We start from the raw sequence: 19598 nt of genomic DNA on the forward strand, positions 1-19598 counted from the left end.
TATAGTATGAATAATAAATACGATGTTATAGTAGCAGGAGCAGGCCATGCAGGAATAGAAGCAGCTCTTTCATCAGCCAGACTCGGTATGAATACTCTTATTATATCTATTAATCTTGATACCATAGGACAGATGTCATGCAATCCTTCTATAGGAGGCGTTGCTAAAGGAACTATTGTTAAAGAAATAGATGCATTAGGCGGAGAGATGGGTATTTTAATAGATAAAACTATGATGCAGTTCAGAATGCTTAACAGAAGCAAGGGTAAAGCCGTATGGGCTCCGCGTGCGCAGGCTGATAAATATGCATATAAAGATGAGGCTTCTAAAACTCTGTACTCTGAAAAAAATCTTGCCATTCATCAGGATATTGTAACTGAAATTATAACCGAAAATAATACGCTTAAAGGACTTAGAACAGAAAGAGGCAGAGAGTACGAATGCCAAGCTGCCATACTTACCGCAGGAACTTTTTTAAACGGACTTATTCATATAGGAGGATATCAGAAACCTGCAGGCAGAATAGGAGAGCTTCCCGCTATAGGTCTTTCGGATAATCTAAGAAGCTTAGGATTTGAAGTAGGCAGATTAAAAACGGGTACGCCTGCAAGAATAGATTATAATTCTATTAATTTTGATATTCTTGAAGTTCAGAAAGGAGATGATAAAATAATCCCTTTTTCTTTTTTAGATGAAAAAATAGATATAGTTCAGGAGCCATGCTATATAACATATACAAATGAAAATATTCATAGGATTATACAGAATAATATTCATCTTTCGCCTATGTACAGCGGTGCCATAAAAGGCATAGGTCCCAGATACTGTCCAAGCATAGAAGATAAAGTTATAAGATTTGCAGATAAGCCGAGACATCAGCTTCATTTAGAGCGGGAAAGCTATAGGACAAACGAAGTTTATATAAACGGTTTTTCTTCAAGCCTTCCTGAAGAAATACAGATAAAAATGATAAGAGCTTTAAAAGGATTGGAGGAGGCGAAAATATTAAAGCCAGCTTATGCGGTGGAGTATGATTATGTTAATCCCATAGAGTTAAAACCTACTTTGGAAGCGAAGAAAATAGAAGGCTTATTTTTAGCAGGACAGATTAACGGAACAAGCGGATATGAGGAAGCGGCATGTCAGGGACTTATGGCTGGAATAAATGCTTGTTTAAAAATAAAAAAAGAATCTCCGTTTATATTAAAAAGAAGCGACGGATATATAGGTGTTTTAATTGATGATTTAACGGCTAAGGGTACAAAAGAGCCTCATAGAATGTTTACATCTCAGGCGGAACATAGAATGCTTTTAAGACAGGATAATGCCGATGAAAGATTAACAGAGCTTTCTTATAATATAGGATTGGCAGATAAAGAAAGACTTTATAAAGTAAGAGATAAAAAACAAAAAACTCAGATACTTGCAGATTATCTAAGTAAACGCACTCTTACTAAAAGGGAAGCCGAATCTTTGGGATTTAAAAAAGAGGCGGAGGAATACCGAAGTATGAGTTTAGCCTCTGTAATAAAGCGCCCCGAATGCGGTATTAATATGCTTAAGCATTTGATAGAAGGCGAATATAATGAAAATGTTTTGGAGAATGCAGAAATATATATTAAGTATGAGGGATATATTTCAAGATATTTAAATGAAATAAAGGATATTGAAAAGTATGAAAACATGATTATACCGAATGATTTTGATTATTCTTCTTTAAAGAGCGTAAAAAAAGATGCAGTTAATAAATTAAAGCAGTATAAGCCCTATAATATATCGCAGGCTTTGAGAATACCCGAAGTAGATAAATCCGTTGTGCATATTCTTATATTGGCGCTTACCAATAAAAAATATACTTAAAAATTATAAATACATTATCTGATTTTTGTTTTAAATAGAGGCGTTAATTTTTATAAATAAATTGATTTTTTAAGATTAATTTATATAATTATCTATGTATTTTAATTATTTCTATAAATAAAATCAGGAGATATTTAATGAGTTCAGTAGAAGAATTACAAAAAAAGGCTAAGAAATGCAGGCAGATGCTTTTAAAAATGGTTTACGATTCAAAATCTGTTGCGCATATAGGAGGATCATTATCGGCTATGGACATGTCTGTTGCCGTATATGACCGATATATTAATGATTTTAAGGATCCCAATAGATGCCGCTTTGTTTTATCAAAAGGACATGCAGCTGTTATGCAGTATGCAATATTAGCCGATAAAAATATAATAGATACGGAAGAATTAAAAACTTTAAAGCATATAGGAAGTCGTCTTCAGGGGCACCCAGATATAAATAAAATATCAGAAACCGAAATGAATACGGGACTTTTAGGTCAGGGGCTTGCCGTTGCTATGGGTATGGCGTATGCCAGAAAAATGAATAATAATAAAAATAAAATATTTGCTTTATGCGGAGATGCTGAGATGCATGAGGGACAAATATGGGAAACGGCACAGCAGGCTGCTCATTTTAAATTGGATAATTTAGTGGCTATTATAGATAATAACGGCTTATCATCTCATGACCCTGTAAATGAAGTTATTAATTTAGGTTCATTGGAGGATAAATTTTCAGTATTTAATTGGAATGTTATATCGGTAAAAGACGGAAACAATATGCAGGAGGTTTTGGAGGCTTTGGATAAGATGGAAAAGCTTAGCGGAAAACCAACAGCAATTATTATGAAAACTGTAAAAGGAAAAGGGATTTCTTTTTTAGAGAATAATCCGAACAGCCATTCTCTTACAATAGGCGATAAAGATTATGAACAGGCAAAAAAAGATTTAGATATGTAAATTATTATTAAGGAATTAAATTTATGATAAATATAGAAAAAACTTCCGCTCCGAGAGCTGTAATCGGAAAGCATTTAACAAGCTTAATAGAAAAAAACAATAAAATTATAGTTATAGATAATGATTTGGGAACTTCCACATCATCATACGATGTGTCGAAAACTTATCCTAATAATTATTGGGAGCTCGGAATAGGAGAGCAGAGTTCTTTAAGTGCGGCTACTGGTTTGGCTTTGGAAGGAATGCTTCCAGTATATGTTAATTTTGCAATATTTGCAAGCGCAACCGTATGGACTCAGATAAGGCAGGCTGCTTATGCTAAAGCCGATATTAAAATAATAGCAACTCACCCTGGTTTGGATGCCGGACCTGACGGGGCAAGCCATCAGGCTACTCAGGATTTGGCATTGATGAGATGCATGCCTAATATGAATATACTTCTTCCTTCAGATGAGAATGATGTAAAATCAGCCGTAAGTTATGCTTTACATAATAAAGGGCTTTATTATGTGAGGGTTGCAAGAGAACCTGTCCCTATTATGTACGGTTCTTTTGAAGAAGCCGATTTTAATATTACAAATAAGGTTATTAATTCTACAGGCGATGATGTTGCATTATTCTTTGAAGGATCTTCATTTGAGCAGGCTATAGAGGCGGCTAATTTATTGGAGAAGAATAATATAACATATCATTTGATACATGTACGCTCTTTAAAGCCTTTGGATACTGAAAATATTTTAAATTATGCAGAAAAAGTAAAATGCATGGTTACATTAGAAAATCATAGTATTATAGGCGGATTGGGAAGCGCTTTTGCTGAAGTTCTTGCAGGGTATAAGGACTTTGCTCCTTTGAAAATAGCGGGCTGCGATGATGTATTTACGGAATCAGGAAAATCTTCGGAGCTTAAATTAAAATACGGCGTTTCGGCAGTAAATGTCCTTAAAAAAGTAAAAGAAGTTATAAAATAGTTTTGCCTTATTAAACTTAAGATATGGGATTATTTAATTATTTATTTAGAATAATTTCTGCAGATGTTTTTAAATCTAATTATATAAAAGGGATTATCGGAGAGAAAAAAGTAGATTATGTTTTAAATCCGATTTTTTTTGAAAAAACTCAGCATAGACAAATAAATAATTTAATGATTTATGATGATAATGGAAGAAGTCATCAGATAGATCATATTGAAATAAGACATAACGGTATATTCTGCATAGAAACTAAAAATTACAGCGGATTTATATTCGGAAGCGAAAATAGTCAGAAATGGGTGCAATGCTTAAGAAATGGAAAAAAGAATTATTTTTATAATCCAGTTAAACAAAATAAATCGCATGCATTTTATATAAAAAAAATATTAGGAAATAATTATAATGTTCATTCTATAATAGTATTTACTCAAAATAATGCGGATAAAATTAATATAAGCAATGTAATAAATTTATGCGATTTAAAAAATTATTTAGAAAATTTTAACAGCGGTTCTAATTACAGTATTGAAGATATTAATAATATTTATAATAAATTAATTTCCGCTAATAAAGATATTTCTAAATCCGAACATATAGAAAATATAAATAAAATAAAAATAGAAATGGATAATCTTATATGCCCAAGATGTAAAGGAAAATTAGTTTTGAGAGAGGGTAAATACGGAAAGTTTTACGGATGCTGTAATTATCCTAACTGCAGGTTTACATTAAAAAGATAGATTATATTTATTAATTATGTCCGTACTTGCACAACTTAAAATCTTTGATATACTCTGCATACTTAAAAATATAATACGGAGAAATTATGCTGAAAAAAATTATCTCAAATATATTAAAAGAGGCTTTAGCCGAATATCTAAGCGATTTAAAAGTAAAAGATATAGATTATTATATAGAAATAGGATATGCCGCAGAGGACAGATTCGGCGATTATGTATGCCCCATTGCCATGAGGATTGCAAAAGCTTTAAAGAAGAATCCTTTTGAAATAGCAAATTCAATAATTAAAAAAATAGATAGAAAATATTTTGAAAAAATAGAGGCGGCTAAACCCGGCTTCATAAATTTAACATTATCTTATGATTATATAAACGAATGCATTAATGATCTTTTAAATAATGATAATTACGGCAGAAATACGGCGGAAGATAAAAAGAAGATATTAGTTGAATATGTAAGCGCTAATCCTACAGGTCCTCTTCATATAGGGCATGGCAGATGGGCTGCTATAGGAAGTGCTTTATCAAATATTCTTAAATATGCAGGACATGAAGTTTATCAGGAGTTTTATGTTAATGATGCCGGCGAACAGATAAATAAATTAAATGAAAGCATTAATGCGGCAAAAGAAGGAAAAGAAATTCCTGAAGACGGATATCATGGAAAATATATAAATGATGTTGCAAAACAGGAAGGCATTCCTAAAGATATTATATTGGAAAGTCAGAAAAAATTATTAGAAAAATTCGGAACTCATATGGATAATTATGCCTCCGAGCTTAAAATAAGAGAAAGCGGAGAACTTGAAAGAGCTATGGAGTTTTTAGATAAGGAGGGGCTTTTATTTGAAGAGGATAATGCCGTTTGGTTCAGAAGCACAAGATACGGAGACGATAAAGACAGAGTTGTAAAAAAAAGTGCGGGCGGATATACATACTTCGCTCCAGATATAGCCTATCATAAAAATAAAATAGACAGAGGATATAGCTTTTTAATAGATATATTGGGCGCCGATCATCATGGCTATGTTCCGAGAATTACAGCGGCGGTAAGGGCATTAAGCCAAGATAAGGCTTCTTTAAAAGTAATATTAGGTCAGCTTGTGCGTCTTTACAGGGGAAGCGAATTAGTGAGAATGAGCAAGAGAACTGGGGATATGATAAGTCTTGAAGATGTTATTGATGAGATAGGAGTTGATTCTGCAAGATATTTTCTTCTTATGCGTTCATATTCAAGCTCTTTGGATTTCGATTTGGAGCTTGCTAAAAAAAAGGATAATAATAATCCTGTTTATTATGTGCAGTATGCTTATGCAAGAATATGCAATATATTCTTTAAGCTTAAAGAAAAAAATATGTATTATGATGATGAGAAGCCTTTTGATATTTCAAAAATTGCAGATGAAAGTTCTTTGAAGCTTACTAAAATTATATTAAGGTTTCCAGATGAGATAGAAGAAAGCGCTAAATCTTTGGAGGTATATTCATTTATCAATTATATTTATGAAGTATCGGGAGCTTTGCATAGATTCTACTATGAAAATATAGTTTTGGAAGATAATGATGATATAAGGCAGGAGAGACTTACTCTTGTAAAAGCCGTAAAAAAAATATTAGGCATCTGTTTTGATATAATAGGAATATCAAAAATAGAAAAAATGTGGTCTGACAATTGATTTAATCTTAATTTATAGTTTTACAAAAACATTACTTTAATTTTCTGTTAAGTCAACTTCTTCAGCTGATATTTTTTCAAGTATTTCTTCATAGCTCATTTTAGCTAAAGAGCTGTCGCTTCCGCAGGCTATATAAAGATCTTCAAAGCGCTTCATGCTTTTATCAATAAGCACATCTATATTTTTATCTATACCGAAAGGGCATACTCCCCCAAAAGTAAATCCAGTGATATTTAATGTATCTTCAGCATTTGCAAAGCTTGTTTTACAATTGAAATATATGCGCATTTTTTTGGAGGATATTTTTTTATCCCCAGAAGCTATAATCATAGCAAAGTTATCTTTTTTAGAAGGCTTAACTAATATTGATTTTGCAACCTGCCCTCTTTCTATATTGAGAGTTTTAGCCGCATCATCAACGGTTTTTGTAACTCCCGCCTCTTCAAATTCTCTGTATTCTATATTAAGCTCTTTCAAAGCCTTAAGTACTCTTTCATTCATAACAGACGCCGCCCTGTTTTTATTAAATATTTAATTCTTCATAATTATTTTTTTCTGCATATTTTAATAAGCTTGCTGCTCTGTCTTTGCATTCTCCGCATCCTGTAGATGCATGAGTTTTTTCTGCCAAATCCTCCAATTTTATTAATTTGTTTTCGGATATTACTCTGTATGCATCTCTGTAAGATACATTTTTACAAAAGCATAATGTTTTGTTATAATTAATTGAAGTTTGATTTTTTAAATACTCCACATCATATTCCATATATTTCTCCGATTTTTTATATATGCATTAACATATAAATAATATTAAAATATGTAGAATAACAGTATATAATATTTTTATAAAAAATCAATTATGTAAACTGCTATTTTTTTATTGACAATAATTAAATATAATATAATTTATAGTTTATAAATATTTTATATACGGATAATATATGTATAGTAATTTAAATAAAAAAGAGACTTATAAAAAAGTTTCTTGGCATACTATGTTTTTTTCTTTTTTTTATATAGGGCTTGTTACCATAGGAGGAGGTCTTGCTATGCTTCCAATAATGGAGGAAGAGTTTGTAAATAAAAGAAAGTTTTTGAGCAAAGATGAAATTATAGATATATTTGCCCTAGCCCAAAGCATACCAGGTGTAATTGCTATAAATACATCTCTTCTCACAGGATTTAAAACGGCTGGAATATTGGGAGGCATAATGGCTGGAATAGGAGTTATGACGCCTTCTTTTATAATAATACTTATGATAGCGCCTATATTTGAAAGATTTCAGGATACTCAATATGTTAATAAAGCCTTCTTGGGCATAAGAGGAGCTATTGCAGGTCTTATACTTTTATCTGCTTTCGGTATGGGAAAACAGGTAATGAAAGATGCTTTTACTGTTATTCTGTTTATATTCAGTTTTGTATTGGTGGTATTTTTTAATTTAAATGTTATATATGCATTGCTTATTTCCGCTTTAACAGGATCTATTTATTATATGATTAATAAATATATTATAAACAAATAGCAAGAGGATTTTTTATTATGATATATGCAAGACTTTTTTATGTATTTGCCAAACTAGGATTTTTTACTTACGGAGGAGGCTATGCCATTATAGCATTGCTTTTAGGAGTATTGGAGGAGTACGGCTGGATAACATCTTCTGAGTTTTCAAATTTAGTTGCCATATCTCAAATAACACCGGGACCTATTGCTGTTAATTCGGCTACATTTGTAGGATATAAAGTTGCGGGAGTTTTGGGTTCTTTTACGGCGACTTTCGGCATATTTCTTCCTGCTTTTATTATAACGATGATAGTATCAAAGTTTTTCTGCTTCGTAAAAAATAATGAGCAGTTTAATAGTATTATGAATGCACTTAGAGTATGCGCAGTTGCCTTGATAGCATCCGCAGTTATAACTTTTTCCAAAGATGCATTTTTTGTTCAGCTTACAGAAACTTCAATTTTAAGAAATATTGATTTTATTCAGAATATTTTTAAATATATAAGCCCTATAGGAATATTTATATTTGTTTTATCAATTTTTCTGAAGATAAAAAAAGTACCTATTTTGGTTATAATTATAATTTCTGCCGTTTTGGGAATAATTCTGTACTGATAATATTCTATAAGATGTCAGTTTACTTTTTCTTTTACTATGCCGTTTCTGTAAGCGTTCAGAAGTTCGGATAAATCTTTTATTCTTTTTTCAAGCTGATTTCCGATATCTGTTTCGCCTACTGTGATTCTCTTTACAAATATTTCAACTATTATTGATTTAGGAGTTAGTTTAAATCCCGATTCAGCTACTTCCGTAAAAGGTCTGTGCTCAGCTATCATCATCATATTGGAGTTTGAAATAAGAGTATATCCCCCTATTCCCGTATTTTTATGATATGCTTTTGATAATCCGCCGTCTATAACAAGAAGTATTCCGCCTCCTTTTATAGGGCTCTCTCCCTTATGGGTTTTTACAGGAACATGTCCGTTAATTATATGAGATTTTTTAATATCCAATTCAAATTCTCTTAAAATATTCTGACAGTATTCCTTGCAGTCTATATGATAATAATACGGATTATAATGTTCTTTATTAACTTCCTCATTATCTATAAAATATTTTTCAAATGTGGTCATTTTATTTTTTCCGAAAAGCGGCGATTTAGGTCCGCACCATAAATACCAGCAGTAATCAAGGGCATTAAGCTGCTCTTCGCTTCCCTGTTCGGAATAGAATGCCTTTCTTACTTTATCTTCAGCCTGATTTAAATATTTTCTTCCAGATAAGTATTGATTATCTATATAAACATCATCAAAAGATCCGTCTTCCCTTGTGGGTATGCATCCATGATATATCAGATTTCCGTTAAATATTTTATATATTCCTCCTTTTGCATATATATAATTAATATGTCTCTGAAGCGTCTGACTATTCATAAAAGAGAATGCTAAAGTCTGTATAAGAGTATTTTCTCCGTCGGTAAGCTCAAAAGGATTATTCCTGTCTATTGTAGGAAAATACTTATCTTTAAGTTCATAGGTTTTATTATTTATTGATATAGTGCCTTTATCATAATCTATTTTATCAAGAAGTATTCTCTCATCCATTTCATAATTAGGGTGTCTTTTTATAAGCTGGCATTCCAATTTGAATTGTATTATTGATATTGCCTTATGCATTTTAGCTGCAAGATCTTTATCTACTTCATCATAAATATTTTTATCTAATGTTTTAGGCTTAAAAACTTCGCATGGATCATCTTTATAAATATCATTTGCAAAAGATGATAAGGATCTCAGATTAATACCGTAGCTGTATTCTAAAAGATCAAAATTATTATATCTTATAGCCAAGCGTACGGCATTAGCAACGCATATTAAGCTTCCTTTAGCCGCTCCCATCCAATGTATATCATGATTTCCCCAAGCAATATCTACATCGTTAAACATCATTATATTATCCATTACTTTATCTGGGTGAGGTCCTCTGTCATATATATCGCCTGCAATATGAAGCCTGTCTACACTGCATTGGCGTATAAGCTGGCATAATGCCAATATAAATTTATCTGCTGCTGATACCTCAATAATAGCATCTATAATTGAAAAGTAGTAATTCTCTTTATTTTCTTCTGAGTCTGTCTGAAGAAGCTCATCTAGTATATATGCGAAGTTAGGCGGCATTTTCTTTCTTATTTTTGACCTTGTATATTTGCTTGTTACAAGTTTGCATATTCTTATAAGTCTGTATATAGTTATTCTGCACCAATCTGCAAAATCTGCATTTACCGATTTTTTATTTATTAAATTCTTAGTATCCACTATCAATATCTGAAGCTCCACTCTGTCATATTCCGGCAAAGTGTTTTTAAAAAGCAGTTCTATTTTCTCTCTTATTACTCCTGAAGAGGTTCCTATTAAATATTCAAATCCGTCCGATTCTCCATGTATATCGCTTAGAAAATATTCCGTTCCTTTAGGCAGCTTGGATATTGCCTTCAGATTTATAATTTCCACAGATGCATCATCTATTGTCGGATACTTTCTTGATAATAATTCCAAATAATCTTTATCTCTCATAATAAAAAACTCCGCTTATTATATAATAATATTATATACAAAAATATCTGCAAATCTACAGAACAGCATCAAATGATGCATTTAATTATGATAAATTTATTATATGCAAAAATGTTGACAAAAAAAATAATTATTATATAATTAATAAACATAATTTAACGGGATGTAGCGTAATTGGTTAGCGTACCTGCTTTGGGAGCAGGGGGTTGTGAGTTCGAGTCTCACCATCCCGAATGCGCTAGTAGCTCAATTGGATAGAGCAACTGCCTTCTAAGCAGTAGGTTACAGGTTCGATTCCTGTCTGGCGCGTATGCTGTAATTATACGGCTTAAAAAACGGTTGTTATGTAATCGTAATGTTTTTATTTTAATACGGCGAATGTAGCTCAGTTGGTTAGAGCGCCAGATTGTGGATCTGGATGTCGCGGGTTCAAGCCCCGTCTTTCGCCCATACTATTTAAATTATTAAAAAAATATTTTCTATAGGTAATATTCAAATTTTTCTAGCAAAATATATTGACATTAAAATAAAATAGATATAATTTATTTAAAGGCGGTTTATAAACTATAGTTCATAATTGCCGATAATTATGTCTGATTTAACTGCGTCTGTGGCTCAATTGGATAGAGCAGCGGATTTCGGTTCCGCCGGTTGGGGGTTCGAATCCTCTCAGACGCGTTTTAAAAAAAATTGGTTGCTTAATTAATATAGTTAAAATAATTATCAATTTGTAATGGAAAGCAAAGGTTTTTATAGAAAATGAATGAAAAAACTGTAAAGAAATTTAATTTATTTATATTAATACTATTTCCGTTAATACTTTTAGTATTTTCCATTACATATAATATATACAGTACGGAAGTTTCTAAAAGCATCAAAAAAGAATTAGAACATTTTACAAATTCCCTGTCTCTTAGAATGGAAAGCAAATATACCGATATGATAGGAGCTTTTTTTAAAGATGAGCTTAATAATCATGATACGGCAGATAGGTTTACAAATCTGGTTAAAGAACAGGTAAGACTGGGCATCACGCCTCATTATAATTCTCTTAAGTTTTATATAGACTATACTATGAAAGCAGCCAGAAGAAACACCACTTATGCTTTAGTTTTTGTAGCGGTGCTTATGTTTATACTGACTTTGATTGTCAATTTTACAAATAATGATATAACTGTATCCTATTCTTCAAATAATACGCATAATGCTGATAAAATATCTTCAGGCAATAAAAATAATGATAATATGCATACGGCAAATCCTATAGGCTATGTTATAGATTCTTCTTTAAGCGATAGCATAAAAGCTGAGATAGAAGAAATGTATAAAAGCTTGGCAAAGGAAATAAAAAATTCCAGATACGAAAATGCATTGGAAATTACCGAAAAAATGTTTCAATTGGACGGCAGAAATTATTTAACTTTAAACGGGGCGGGTATTTCATATACTAAAATATATTTAAAAGAAAATAAAAGCGAACATTTTAAAAAAGCTGATAAATATTTTGAATATGCTTTATCTCTTTATAATCACAGTGAAAATATTTTAAACAACAGAGCCGTTTTATATTCGTTAAAATATGAGCTTAAAAAAACGGAAGAAGATTATGAAACGGCATTAATTATATTTAATGATGCGTTATCCCGCAATCATTTGGATACCGAGCTTATTAACAACAGAGCCGCCTTATATTTGGTAAAGTATAAGATGAGCACAGATGAAAATATATTTGAAAAAGCTTTAAATGATTATGAAGAAATTATGAAAAATGACAGAAATAATATATATGCGCTTAATAATAGAAGCATGCTTTATTTTCATAAATATAAAAACTCAGGAGATAAAGCATATTTTGATAAATCAATAGAAGACTGCAACAGAGCTTTTAAGATAAATTCCTCCAAAGCATTGCAGGATAACGGCATAGATATCTATATATATAAATTCTGATTTCTATTTTAATAATATTTAATTTAGCCTTATTGATTTTTTATATTTTTAATTATATTATAATTAAATGAAAAAGGAAAGTACGGATTATAAAAATTTAAATAGATGGCGCTTAATTCTTGGAAGCTTTGCCAATGATAATATTAATATTGACAGCGCATACTCAGAAACTGATGAAGCCTTAGATTTTTTATACGGCAGAGTATACGGAGAAAATGCGGGATATGCCGATTTTGATAATGTAAAAGAAGGCGGAAAAGAAGCGTCGAAATTAACTGTACCTGTATGGGTTTCAAGAATAAAAAAATTATTTCCTAAAAAAACAGTTGAGATAATGCAAAGTCATGCATTAGAAAAATACAATATGACAGAAATGCTTACAGACGAGAATATTTTAAAAGAGATGGAGCCTAATATGGATCTTTTAAAAAATATACTCGCATTTAAAGATATGATGGATGGAAAAGTAAAAAAACTTGCATATAGTATTGTAAAAAAAGTTGTTGAAGATATAAAAAAGAAAATGGAAAGCGATATAAAAAAAGTGTTTTATGGTAAAAAGATGCCGAACTCCTATTCCAATAATAAAATATTTAAAAATCTGGACATAAAAAAAACTATAAGAAATAATTTGAAAAACTATAATACGGAATATAAGATTATATTTATGGATAAATTATATTTCAATCAAAATATTAAAAAATATAATCCATGGCATATTATAATATTGATAGATGAAAGCGCATCTATGTTTGATTCCATAATATATACAATAATAATGGCTTCCATATTTGCAAACCTGCCGTATTTATCTGTAAAGATTGTTATATTTGATACAGCTATAGTTGATTTAAGCGATTATGTAAAAGATCCTATAGATATATTGTTTAAAGTTCAGTTAGGCGGCGGTACGGATATAGTAAAGGCTTTGGAGTATTCAAGAAAAATAACGGTTAATTCTGATAAAACTATAGTTCTTTTGATAAGCGATTTATATGACGGCAATGATTATAAATATATGTATAAAAGCGCAGGGGATATAATAGAATCTGGTTCAAAGCTTTTTATTCTTACCGCTTTAGATTATAATTCGAATGCAAGCTATGATAAAAATGCCGCACAGAAATTTGCAAAAATAGGCGCTAAAGTTGCGGCTTTAACTCCGAATGAGCTTTCAAATTGGATAAGCTCCGTAATATCTTGAAACTTACATGCAAAAATAAAAGGCGCAAATATAAAATATATTAACGCCTTAAAAAATATTGTATTTAATTAATTGTCTTCATTTTCATTTGACCAATTATCTCTGGGTGCTTCTTTATCCTGAGGAGGCTCTTTGCCTGTCTGTAAATATTCAATTGCCGCTTTTAACTGCTTATCATAACGGAGATCATATATTTCTTTATAATTGTCCAAATTTCTTTCATTATATATTAAACGCTCTAAGAGATAATCGCTTGGCATTATATTTTTTGTTCTGAGCTCTTCTTTAAAAGAAGGCAGAGCCTGAGAATCTGAGTTTTCATTAGGATATTTTTTAACATAAGCTGATATCTCTTCTCCTTTTCTGAGCTCTGTTAAAGCTGTTATATCCGAAGCACTGAGTTTAGGCTCCACAACAATGAAGTCCGGAGTAATACCTTTTCCATGAAGTCTTCTTCCGTTAGGGGTATAATAATGCGCAACTGTGAATTTAAAAGAAGTATTATCTCTTGTATCTAGAGGAAGCACATACTGAACGCTGAATTTTCCGAATGTAGTTTCGCCTAGAAGCTTGGCTCTCTTGCTGTCCTGCAAAGCTCCTGAAAGTATTTCAGATGCCGAAGCGCTGTATTGATTTACAAGTACAATCATATCTCCGCTCAGCCATTCATCGCCTTTTTTAGAAGCATAATAGTCCTGATTTTCATTTTTAGTTCTTCCTCTGGTATAAACTATTTTGCCTTCGGTTAAAAACTCCTCCGCTATATTAATGGCTGTGTCAAGTCTTCCGCCCGGATTATTTCTCAAATCAAGAATAAGCTTTTTCATACCCTGATTTTTCAAGTCTATTAAGGCATTTTCCAAGTCTTTAGCAGTATCATCTCCGAAAGTGGTAATTCTTATATAGCCTATATTACTGTCAGCCATTTTATATTTTACGCTTTTTATTTCTATTATTGCTCTGGTTAGAGGATATTTAATAGGCTCTAAAACTCCGTCTCTTATTATTGTAAGAGTAACTTTCGTACCCTCTTTTCCTCTCATAATATTAGCCGCATTATCAACGGACATATCTTTTGTGCTTTTTCCGTCTATCTCGGTTATTATATCTCCCGATAAAATGCCTGCTTTTTCTCCGGGACCGTCCTCTATGGGAGAGACTACCATCAAGCCTTTATCGGCATTTTTTGAAATTGAGAGTCCAACTCCGCCGTATCTTCCTGACATTTCCGTATTTAATGCTGTATTTAATTCCTCATCAAGAAGAAATGTAAAAGGATCGTCGGTAGCCTCAAGCATTCCTTTTATAGCGCCGTACATTAATTTTTTTGTAGTTACATTATTGGTATCAACAAAGTTCTGCTGCAAAGTAGCGAAAACTTTCTGAAATAATCTGCTGTAATAATAAAAATCATTGTCGGACTGAGCCTTTCCCTGCTGGGCTATTGCAAGAGACGGGCTTTTAAAATTAAAAAAAGAAACTGCCGCCACAAAAATTAAAAGAAATATCCATAAAAGCCTTTCTTTGTTTTTTATCATGTTTTTATCCTTATTGTTGTTATTGCTTGAACTTGGCTATAATCATTTTTAATTGCCTATGCAGTTTTCGGCTCGCTTATAATATAAATAAATTATAACATAAATAGTAAAAAAATTATATATGAAAACTTTTAATTTTTAATAATATACTTCTGTTATTTTTCTTACTGTATTTATAAAAAGTTTTCATATATAAAATAATAATATAAATAAAGAATAATAAAAAGCGCCGTTGAAAAATCTGTATTATTTAAGTATAATCAAAATGCATATTTTTTATTAAAATTATATTATGAAAAAATATTATTATTATTTATATAGGCTTTGAATTATGATAAAAGTTTCCGTTGTGCTTCCGATTTACAATGTTGAAAAATATTTAAAAAAATGTTTGGAGAGCATTATAAATCAAACTTTAAAAGATACAGAGATAATATGTATTAATGACTGCTCTGCTGATAATTGCGGGAATATAATAAAAGAATACGCTGAAAAAGATAATAGAATAAAATTTATAAATAATGAAGATAATATCGGTGTAGGTTTTTCAAGAAATATAGGTATTGATTTAAGTAATGGAGAATATATCTCTTTCATAGATTCTGATGATTTTATAGAAAGTAATTATTTGGAAAATCTATATACTACGGCAAAAAAATATGATGCAGATATCGTTTTTACAAACAATATATATACAGTTAATGGAAGCAAAGGATATATAAAACCTTATTATCATAACAGATTAAAAAGATGGAAAAAAGATTTTAAAGATAAATGTTTTGAGGGTATAAGCAATTTTAATGTAAGCACAATAGAAAAAGAAAATACTCCCGAATATCCATTGGTTTCAAGTGTAAATAAAATATTTAAAAAAGATTTTATTACAAATAATTTTTTGAAATTCCAAAATTATATAGTAGCTGAAGACAGTGATTTTTTTTATAAATATTTAGTTTATAATCCAAAAATGTATTACAATAATAATGCTGAATATTATTATGTTCAAAGAAAATCATCAGCGGTTCATTCTATAGAGAAAGATGAGAAAACTGTATCAGATGCATTATCTGTATTCAGCAATATATTTAACTTCTATAAAGAAAAAAATATTAACCTATTAAAAGAATCCAATTATTATAATTTCAATTCTTTTTTATTTGTATTTAATAATTATAAAGCTTCAAATAAGGATGAATTCTATAAAAAATGTCATGAATTAATGAAAAAATTAAATCCTGAAATAGACAGAGATAAGCATGCATTTTATGCCTATAGTCTTTTTATAATGAAAACTTATGAAGATTATAATATGTATATGGAAAAAATAGAACGGTTAAAGAAAAGAGTATTTAATAAGGCTTGGTGGCTCCCTTCAATAACCTTAAGAGAGAAATATAAAAAATATGCTCTTGATAGGCTTGCATATAAAAATTGGAAATAAAAAATATTATACTTATAAAAATTAAATATTTTAATACCATAATTAAAAGGCGTATTAATGATAAAAGAATATAAATACATATTAACAGAAGATCATTTTATAGATTTTCAAATGCATTATTTAAAATCAAATATAAAATTATCCGTAAAAAAAACTATTATTATACTTGCCGCACTTTATATTATAGTATTTTCATCTTCGGTTTTATATTTCAGAGGCAATGCATTTATGATATCTGCAGCGGCATTGCTGATTTTATTATTTTCTGTTATTCAAATACTTACATATAAAAAGCGTTTGGAAAAAAGAATAATTAAAAAAGTTAGGGAGTATATAAGAAGCGGAAAACTGGATAAAGTTTTAGGAATTAAAGAGCTGATTATTTATGATGATAAAATAGTTTTTAAAGAAGAGAGAGGAGCAAGCGAGTTTAAAAGAAATGAAATAAAAAAAATAGAATGCACTTTAAAATGCATATTCTTTTATACAGATGATATGTCTGCAATTATTATTCCTAAGAGCTGTATTAAAAGCGGAGATACGGATTTTTTATTATGACTTAATACTTGAAAAACTATTTATTTATTATACTATTATTTATATGGTTATTTTAAAAATGAAATTAAAAGGCGGTAAGGCATATATTAAAGTATCAGGCGGAGATATTTTTACTATACCCAAAAACGGACTTTATGAGCTTGATTTATATGAGGGTATGGAGCTTGAATATGAAGAGATACCTCATATAAGACTCAAAGCTTTTGAATGCGCCGCCAGAAAATCAGCAGTATCCGTTTTGAAAAGATCTTTTGTAAGCGAAGGAATGCTCAGAGATAAGCTTATAAAGAAGGGGCATAAAAAAAGATTTATTAATTATGCCGTTAATTACTGCAAAGAATATGATCTTATAGACGATAAAAGATTTGTAAAGATTGCTGTTAATAGCTTAAAGCTTAAAGGAAAAAGCAAAAGGCATATTATAGATTATTTAAAAAAATGCCGTATTAAAACATCTTTGATAGAAAAAGCCGAAAACTCTATAAGCAGCAGAATAGAAGACAGAGCTTTAAAAAATGCAGTAAGAAAATATTATAAAATATATGAAAATAAGGATAAAAAAGAAGATTATATAATAAGATCTTTAATGAGAAAAGGATTTAAATATGACAGAATAAAAACGATGCTTTCTAGATATTTAAAAAATAAAAAAAGGTAGCTGTATACTTTAATGAGGTGTATAATTTTATGAAATTAGGCGAAGCGATTATAAAAAAAGAAGAATATATAAAGAAAATGGATAATCTTAAGAAAAGAATAAAAAGCAATATTATAATAAAAGAAGATAATAAAAATAATGAGAATCCGAATGATTTAATAGAAGAATATATTGAAATTAATAATGAGCTTTCCGATTTAATTATTAAAATAAAAGACAGAGAAAATAATGCAAAATTGGATATAGGAATATCCGTATATGATGCAGTTAATATAAGAGATAAGCTCTCAAGAGAAATTGATATTTATAAAACTATTTTAAAAGAAGTAAGCAGCAAAGATTACAGAAATGCTAAAAATGAAATAAATATTACAGTATTAGTTAATGTAAAGGATATGCAAAATGAATTTGATAAATTATCAAAAGCCTATAATGATATTGATATTATGATACAGAAAACTTCTTGGAATACCGATTTATAATAAGCCTATTATTTGTATGGGCTTTAATTTTATGATATAATTTATAATATGAACGGCAATATATGTTATTTTTTTTCGGATTATATTAAAAATAAATACGGCTTTAAGGCAGGTAAAATATCTTTAGACACTGATTTCGGATGCGCACATAAATATGACGGCATAGGATGCAGATTCTGCAGCTTAAATAGTTATAAGCCTCCTTATGTATCGGAAGAAAATATTAATAATCAGTGGAATAACGGCGTAAAAAATTATAAAAACAGATACAGCAGATTTTACGGATATTTTCAATTGGGAACTCCCCTGTCGCCTCAGGCTTCAGAAGAATCTCTTAAGTATGCATATAAATTAATATATTTTGATGACTGCATAGGTCTTATGTTCGGGGCAAGAAGCGATATGCTTGAGGAAGAAGTATTAAAAAAACTAAATGATTTATCTGTTTCCTCAAATAAAGAAATTTGGCTTGAGATGGGCATTCAGTCTTCAAATGATGAAACTCTTAAGTTCATAAACAGAGGACATGATTATATGTCTTTTTCTAATAAGGTAAAGCATATAAAAAAAAATTATCCGAGTATTATAATATGCGCTCATATAATATTCGGTCTTCCTAAAAGATTTGCATATCATGAAGATAAAAAAATTATAGAATTGGAAAGCAGAGAAGATATGATTAAAACAGTTAAAGATGTATCCTCTATTAAAGTAGATGCTGTAAAATTTCATCAGCTTGATATAGTAAAAGGTTCTTATTTTGAAAATATGTATAAAGAATATTATTTTCCTGTTTTAGACGAAGATTTTTATATAGATTTAACTGCGGAAGCTATTTCTTTTACTAACTCAGATATTATTATAGCGCGTCTGACAGGCGATAGTTTAGGAGACTCTTTAATAGCTCCGAAATGGAAAAAAAACAAATCTCAGATTATAAGCCTTATAATAAAAAAAATGAAGGAAAAAAACATATTTCAGGGAAGCAGATATATTATTTAATTGCGTATTTATATGAAAAAAGTATTTGCATATATAGACGGTTTTAATTCTTATTTGATAAAAAAAGAAGACAAAAAACAACTACGCTAATATTTAAAAGTTTATCAGCGGTAATAAAACCTAAAAATATAATAAAGCATGCAGAAGCCTATCAAATTATTTATTTTGTGCTTTTGTTTTGTCTATAAGTTTTATAAGTTCATTTGACCTTAATGCTATACTTTCTTTAAAAGCCGATAAAGTATCCTTACCTGCTTTATTGCTTTCAATTTCCCTTTTTAAAAGGTCCGCTATATTAAGACATGCCAATATGGCTATTGTATCTCTCGGATATCCTGTTCCGTAATGCTCCGCTATATCGTTCATACTTTCATTTACAAAGTCCGCAATTTCTTTTAAATATTGAGTATTTCCGTCCTGCGATTTTATATTTAAAACCCTTCCGTATACATTAACCTCTAAAATATTATCCATAATTATTTACC

The 19598-nt window shown here is 30.0% G+C and carries 19 protein-coding genes and 4 tRNA genes; 18 read left to right on the forward strand and 5 right to left on the reverse strand.

The features are described from left to right. Positions 1–6: 6 nt before the first annotated feature. The 5 genes from mnmG (at position 7) to QZ306_RS02255 (ending at position 6197) form a co-directional block, all read left to right on the forward strand. On the forward strand, positions 7–1860 hold the full coding sequence (gene mnmG / locus QZ306_RS02235; protein ID WP_295160474.1) for a tRNA uridine-5-carboxymethylaminomethyl(34) synthesis enzyme MnmG: 1854 nt from the start codon (positions 7–9) through the stop codon (positions 1858–1860). Positions 1861–1997: 137 nt separating this feature from the next. Continuing rightward, on the forward strand, positions 1998–2807 hold the full coding sequence (locus QZ306_RS02240) for a transketolase (RefSeq protein ID WP_295160477.1): 810 nt from the start codon (positions 1998–2000) through the stop codon (positions 2805–2807). Positions 2808–2830: 23 nt separating this feature from the next. Beyond that, the gene (locus QZ306_RS02245) at positions 2831–3778 is read left to right on the forward strand and encodes a transketolase C-terminal domain-containing protein (protein ID WP_295160480.1); all 948 of its coding nucleotides are present in this window, start codon (positions 2831–2833) and stop codon (positions 3776–3778) included. Between the two features lie 23 nt (positions 3779–3801). Next, a complete protein-coding gene (locus tag QZ306_RS02250; protein WP_295160483.1) occupies positions 3802–4521 on the forward strand; it encodes a nuclease-related domain-containing protein in 720 nt (239 codons plus the stop codon). A gap of 86 nt (positions 4522–4607) precedes the next feature. Beyond that, complete coding sequence (locus tag QZ306_RS02255; protein ID WP_295160486.1) at positions 4608–6197, forward strand: arginine--tRNA ligase; 1590 nt, start codon at positions 4608–4610, stop codon at positions 6195–6197. 36 nt (positions 6198–6233) lie between these two features. On the opposite strand, the gene QZ306_RS02260 is transcribed toward QZ306_RS02255, so the two are convergent. Together QZ306_RS02260 and QZ306_RS02265 are read right to left on the reverse strand one after the other, a co-directional pair. Continuing rightward, positions 6234–6698: a YbaK/EbsC family protein gene (locus tag QZ306_RS02260; protein WP_295160489.1), complete on the reverse strand. Its 465-nt coding sequence runs from the start codon at positions 6696–6698 to the stop codon at positions 6234–6236. A gap of 22 nt (positions 6699–6720) precedes the next feature. After that, positions 6721–6963 carry a (2Fe-2S)-binding protein gene (locus QZ306_RS02265; RefSeq protein ID WP_295160492.1) on the reverse strand — a complete coding sequence of 81 codons (243 nt, stop codon included), beginning with the start codon at positions 6961–6963 and terminating at the stop codon, positions 6721–6723. A 175-nt stretch (positions 6964–7138) separates the two neighbouring features. Here QZ306_RS02265 and QZ306_RS02270 point away from each other — a divergent pair, with 175 nt between their 5' ends. After that, a complete protein-coding gene (locus QZ306_RS02270; protein WP_295160494.1) occupies positions 7139–7723 on the forward strand; it encodes a chromate transporter in 585 nt (194 codons plus the stop codon). A gap of 17 nt (positions 7724–7740) precedes the next feature. Then, entirely contained in the window at positions 7741–8319 is a 579-nt protein-coding gene (locus tag QZ306_RS02275; protein ID WP_295160497.1) for a chromate transporter, read from the forward strand. Positions 8320–8336: 17 nt separating this feature from the next. Here QZ306_RS02275 and QZ306_RS02280 read toward each other — a convergent pair whose 3' ends face one another. After that, complete coding sequence (locus tag QZ306_RS02280) at positions 8337–10280, reverse strand: fructose-1,6-bisphosphatase (protein WP_295160500.1); 1944 nt, start codon at positions 10278–10280, stop codon at positions 8337–8339. Positions 10281–10439: 159 nt separating this feature from the next. Between QZ306_RS02280 and QZ306_RS02285 the strand changes: the two genes are divergently transcribed. From QZ306_RS02285 to QZ306_RS02310, 6 genes are all read left to right on the forward strand, one after another. After that, a tRNA-Pro gene (locus QZ306_RS02285) sits at positions 10440–10513 on the forward strand. Positions 10514–10515: 2 nt separating this feature from the next. Next, positions 10516–10589 (forward strand) — tRNA-Arg (locus tag QZ306_RS02290). Between the two features lie 64 nt (positions 10590–10653). Further along, positions 10654–10729, forward strand: a tRNA-His gene (locus QZ306_RS02295). Positions 10730–10884: 155 nt separating this feature from the next. Then, positions 10885–10958, forward strand: a tRNA-Arg gene (locus QZ306_RS02300). A gap of 81 nt (positions 10959–11039) precedes the next feature. Then, positions 11040–12230, forward strand: coding sequence for a hypothetical protein (locus tag QZ306_RS02305; RefSeq protein WP_295160502.1), 1191 nt, complete (start codon positions 11040–11042; stop codon positions 12228–12230). Between the two features lie 67 nt (positions 12231–12297). Further along, the gene (locus tag QZ306_RS02310; RefSeq protein ID WP_295160505.1) at positions 12298–13434 is read left to right on the forward strand and encodes a VWA domain-containing protein; all 1137 of its coding nucleotides are present in this window, start codon (positions 12298–12300) and stop codon (positions 13432–13434) included. A gap of 68 nt (positions 13435–13502) precedes the next feature. On the opposite strand, the gene QZ306_RS02315 is transcribed toward QZ306_RS02310, so the two are convergent. Then, positions 13503–14972, reverse strand: a complete 1470-nt coding sequence (locus QZ306_RS02315; RefSeq protein ID WP_295160508.1) for a S41 family peptidase — start codon at positions 14970–14972, stop codon at positions 13503–13505. Between the two features lie 331 nt (positions 14973–15303). Between QZ306_RS02315 and QZ306_RS02320 the strand changes: the two genes are divergently transcribed. Genes QZ306_RS02320 through QZ306_RS02340 form a run of 5 tightly spaced genes read left to right on the forward strand, consistent with a single transcriptional unit; the run spans position 15304 to position 19113 of the window. After that, on the forward strand, positions 15304–16413 hold the full coding sequence (locus tag QZ306_RS02320; RefSeq protein WP_295160510.1) for a glycosyltransferase family 2 protein: 1110 nt from the start codon (positions 15304–15306) through the stop codon (positions 16411–16413). Between the two features lie 57 nt (positions 16414–16470). Beyond that, positions 16471–16971, forward strand: coding sequence for a YcxB family protein (locus QZ306_RS02325; protein WP_295160513.1), 501 nt, complete (start codon positions 16471–16473; stop codon positions 16969–16971). Between the two features lie 58 nt (positions 16972–17029). After that, positions 17030–17629 carry a RecX family transcriptional regulator gene (locus QZ306_RS02330; RefSeq protein ID WP_295160516.1) on the forward strand — a complete coding sequence of 200 codons (600 nt, stop codon included), beginning with the start codon at positions 17030–17032 and terminating at the stop codon, positions 17627–17629. 29 nt (positions 17630–17658) lie between these two features. Further along, positions 17659–18111, forward strand: a complete 453-nt coding sequence (locus QZ306_RS02335) for a DIP1984 family protein (RefSeq protein ID WP_295160518.1) — start codon at positions 17659–17661, stop codon at positions 18109–18111. Positions 18112–18159: 48 nt separating this feature from the next. After that, positions 18160–19113: a TIGR01212 family radical SAM protein gene (locus QZ306_RS02340; RefSeq protein ID WP_295160521.1), complete on the forward strand. Its 954-nt coding sequence runs from the start codon at positions 18160–18162 to the stop codon at positions 19111–19113. Between the two features lie 156 nt (positions 19114–19269). Here QZ306_RS02340 and QZ306_RS02345 read toward each other — a convergent pair whose 3' ends face one another. Further along, positions 19270–19587 carry a cell division protein ZapA gene (locus QZ306_RS02345; RefSeq protein ID WP_295160524.1) on the reverse strand — a complete coding sequence of 106 codons (318 nt, stop codon included), beginning with the start codon at positions 19585–19587 and terminating at the stop codon, positions 19270–19272. Positions 19588–19598: the final 11 nt, after the last annotated feature.

It is taken from the genome of uncultured Brachyspira sp., from assembly GCF_910588665.1.
In the GTDB taxonomy this organism is placed as follows: Bacteria; Spirochaetota; Brachyspiria; order Brachyspirales; family Brachyspiraceae; genus Brachyspira.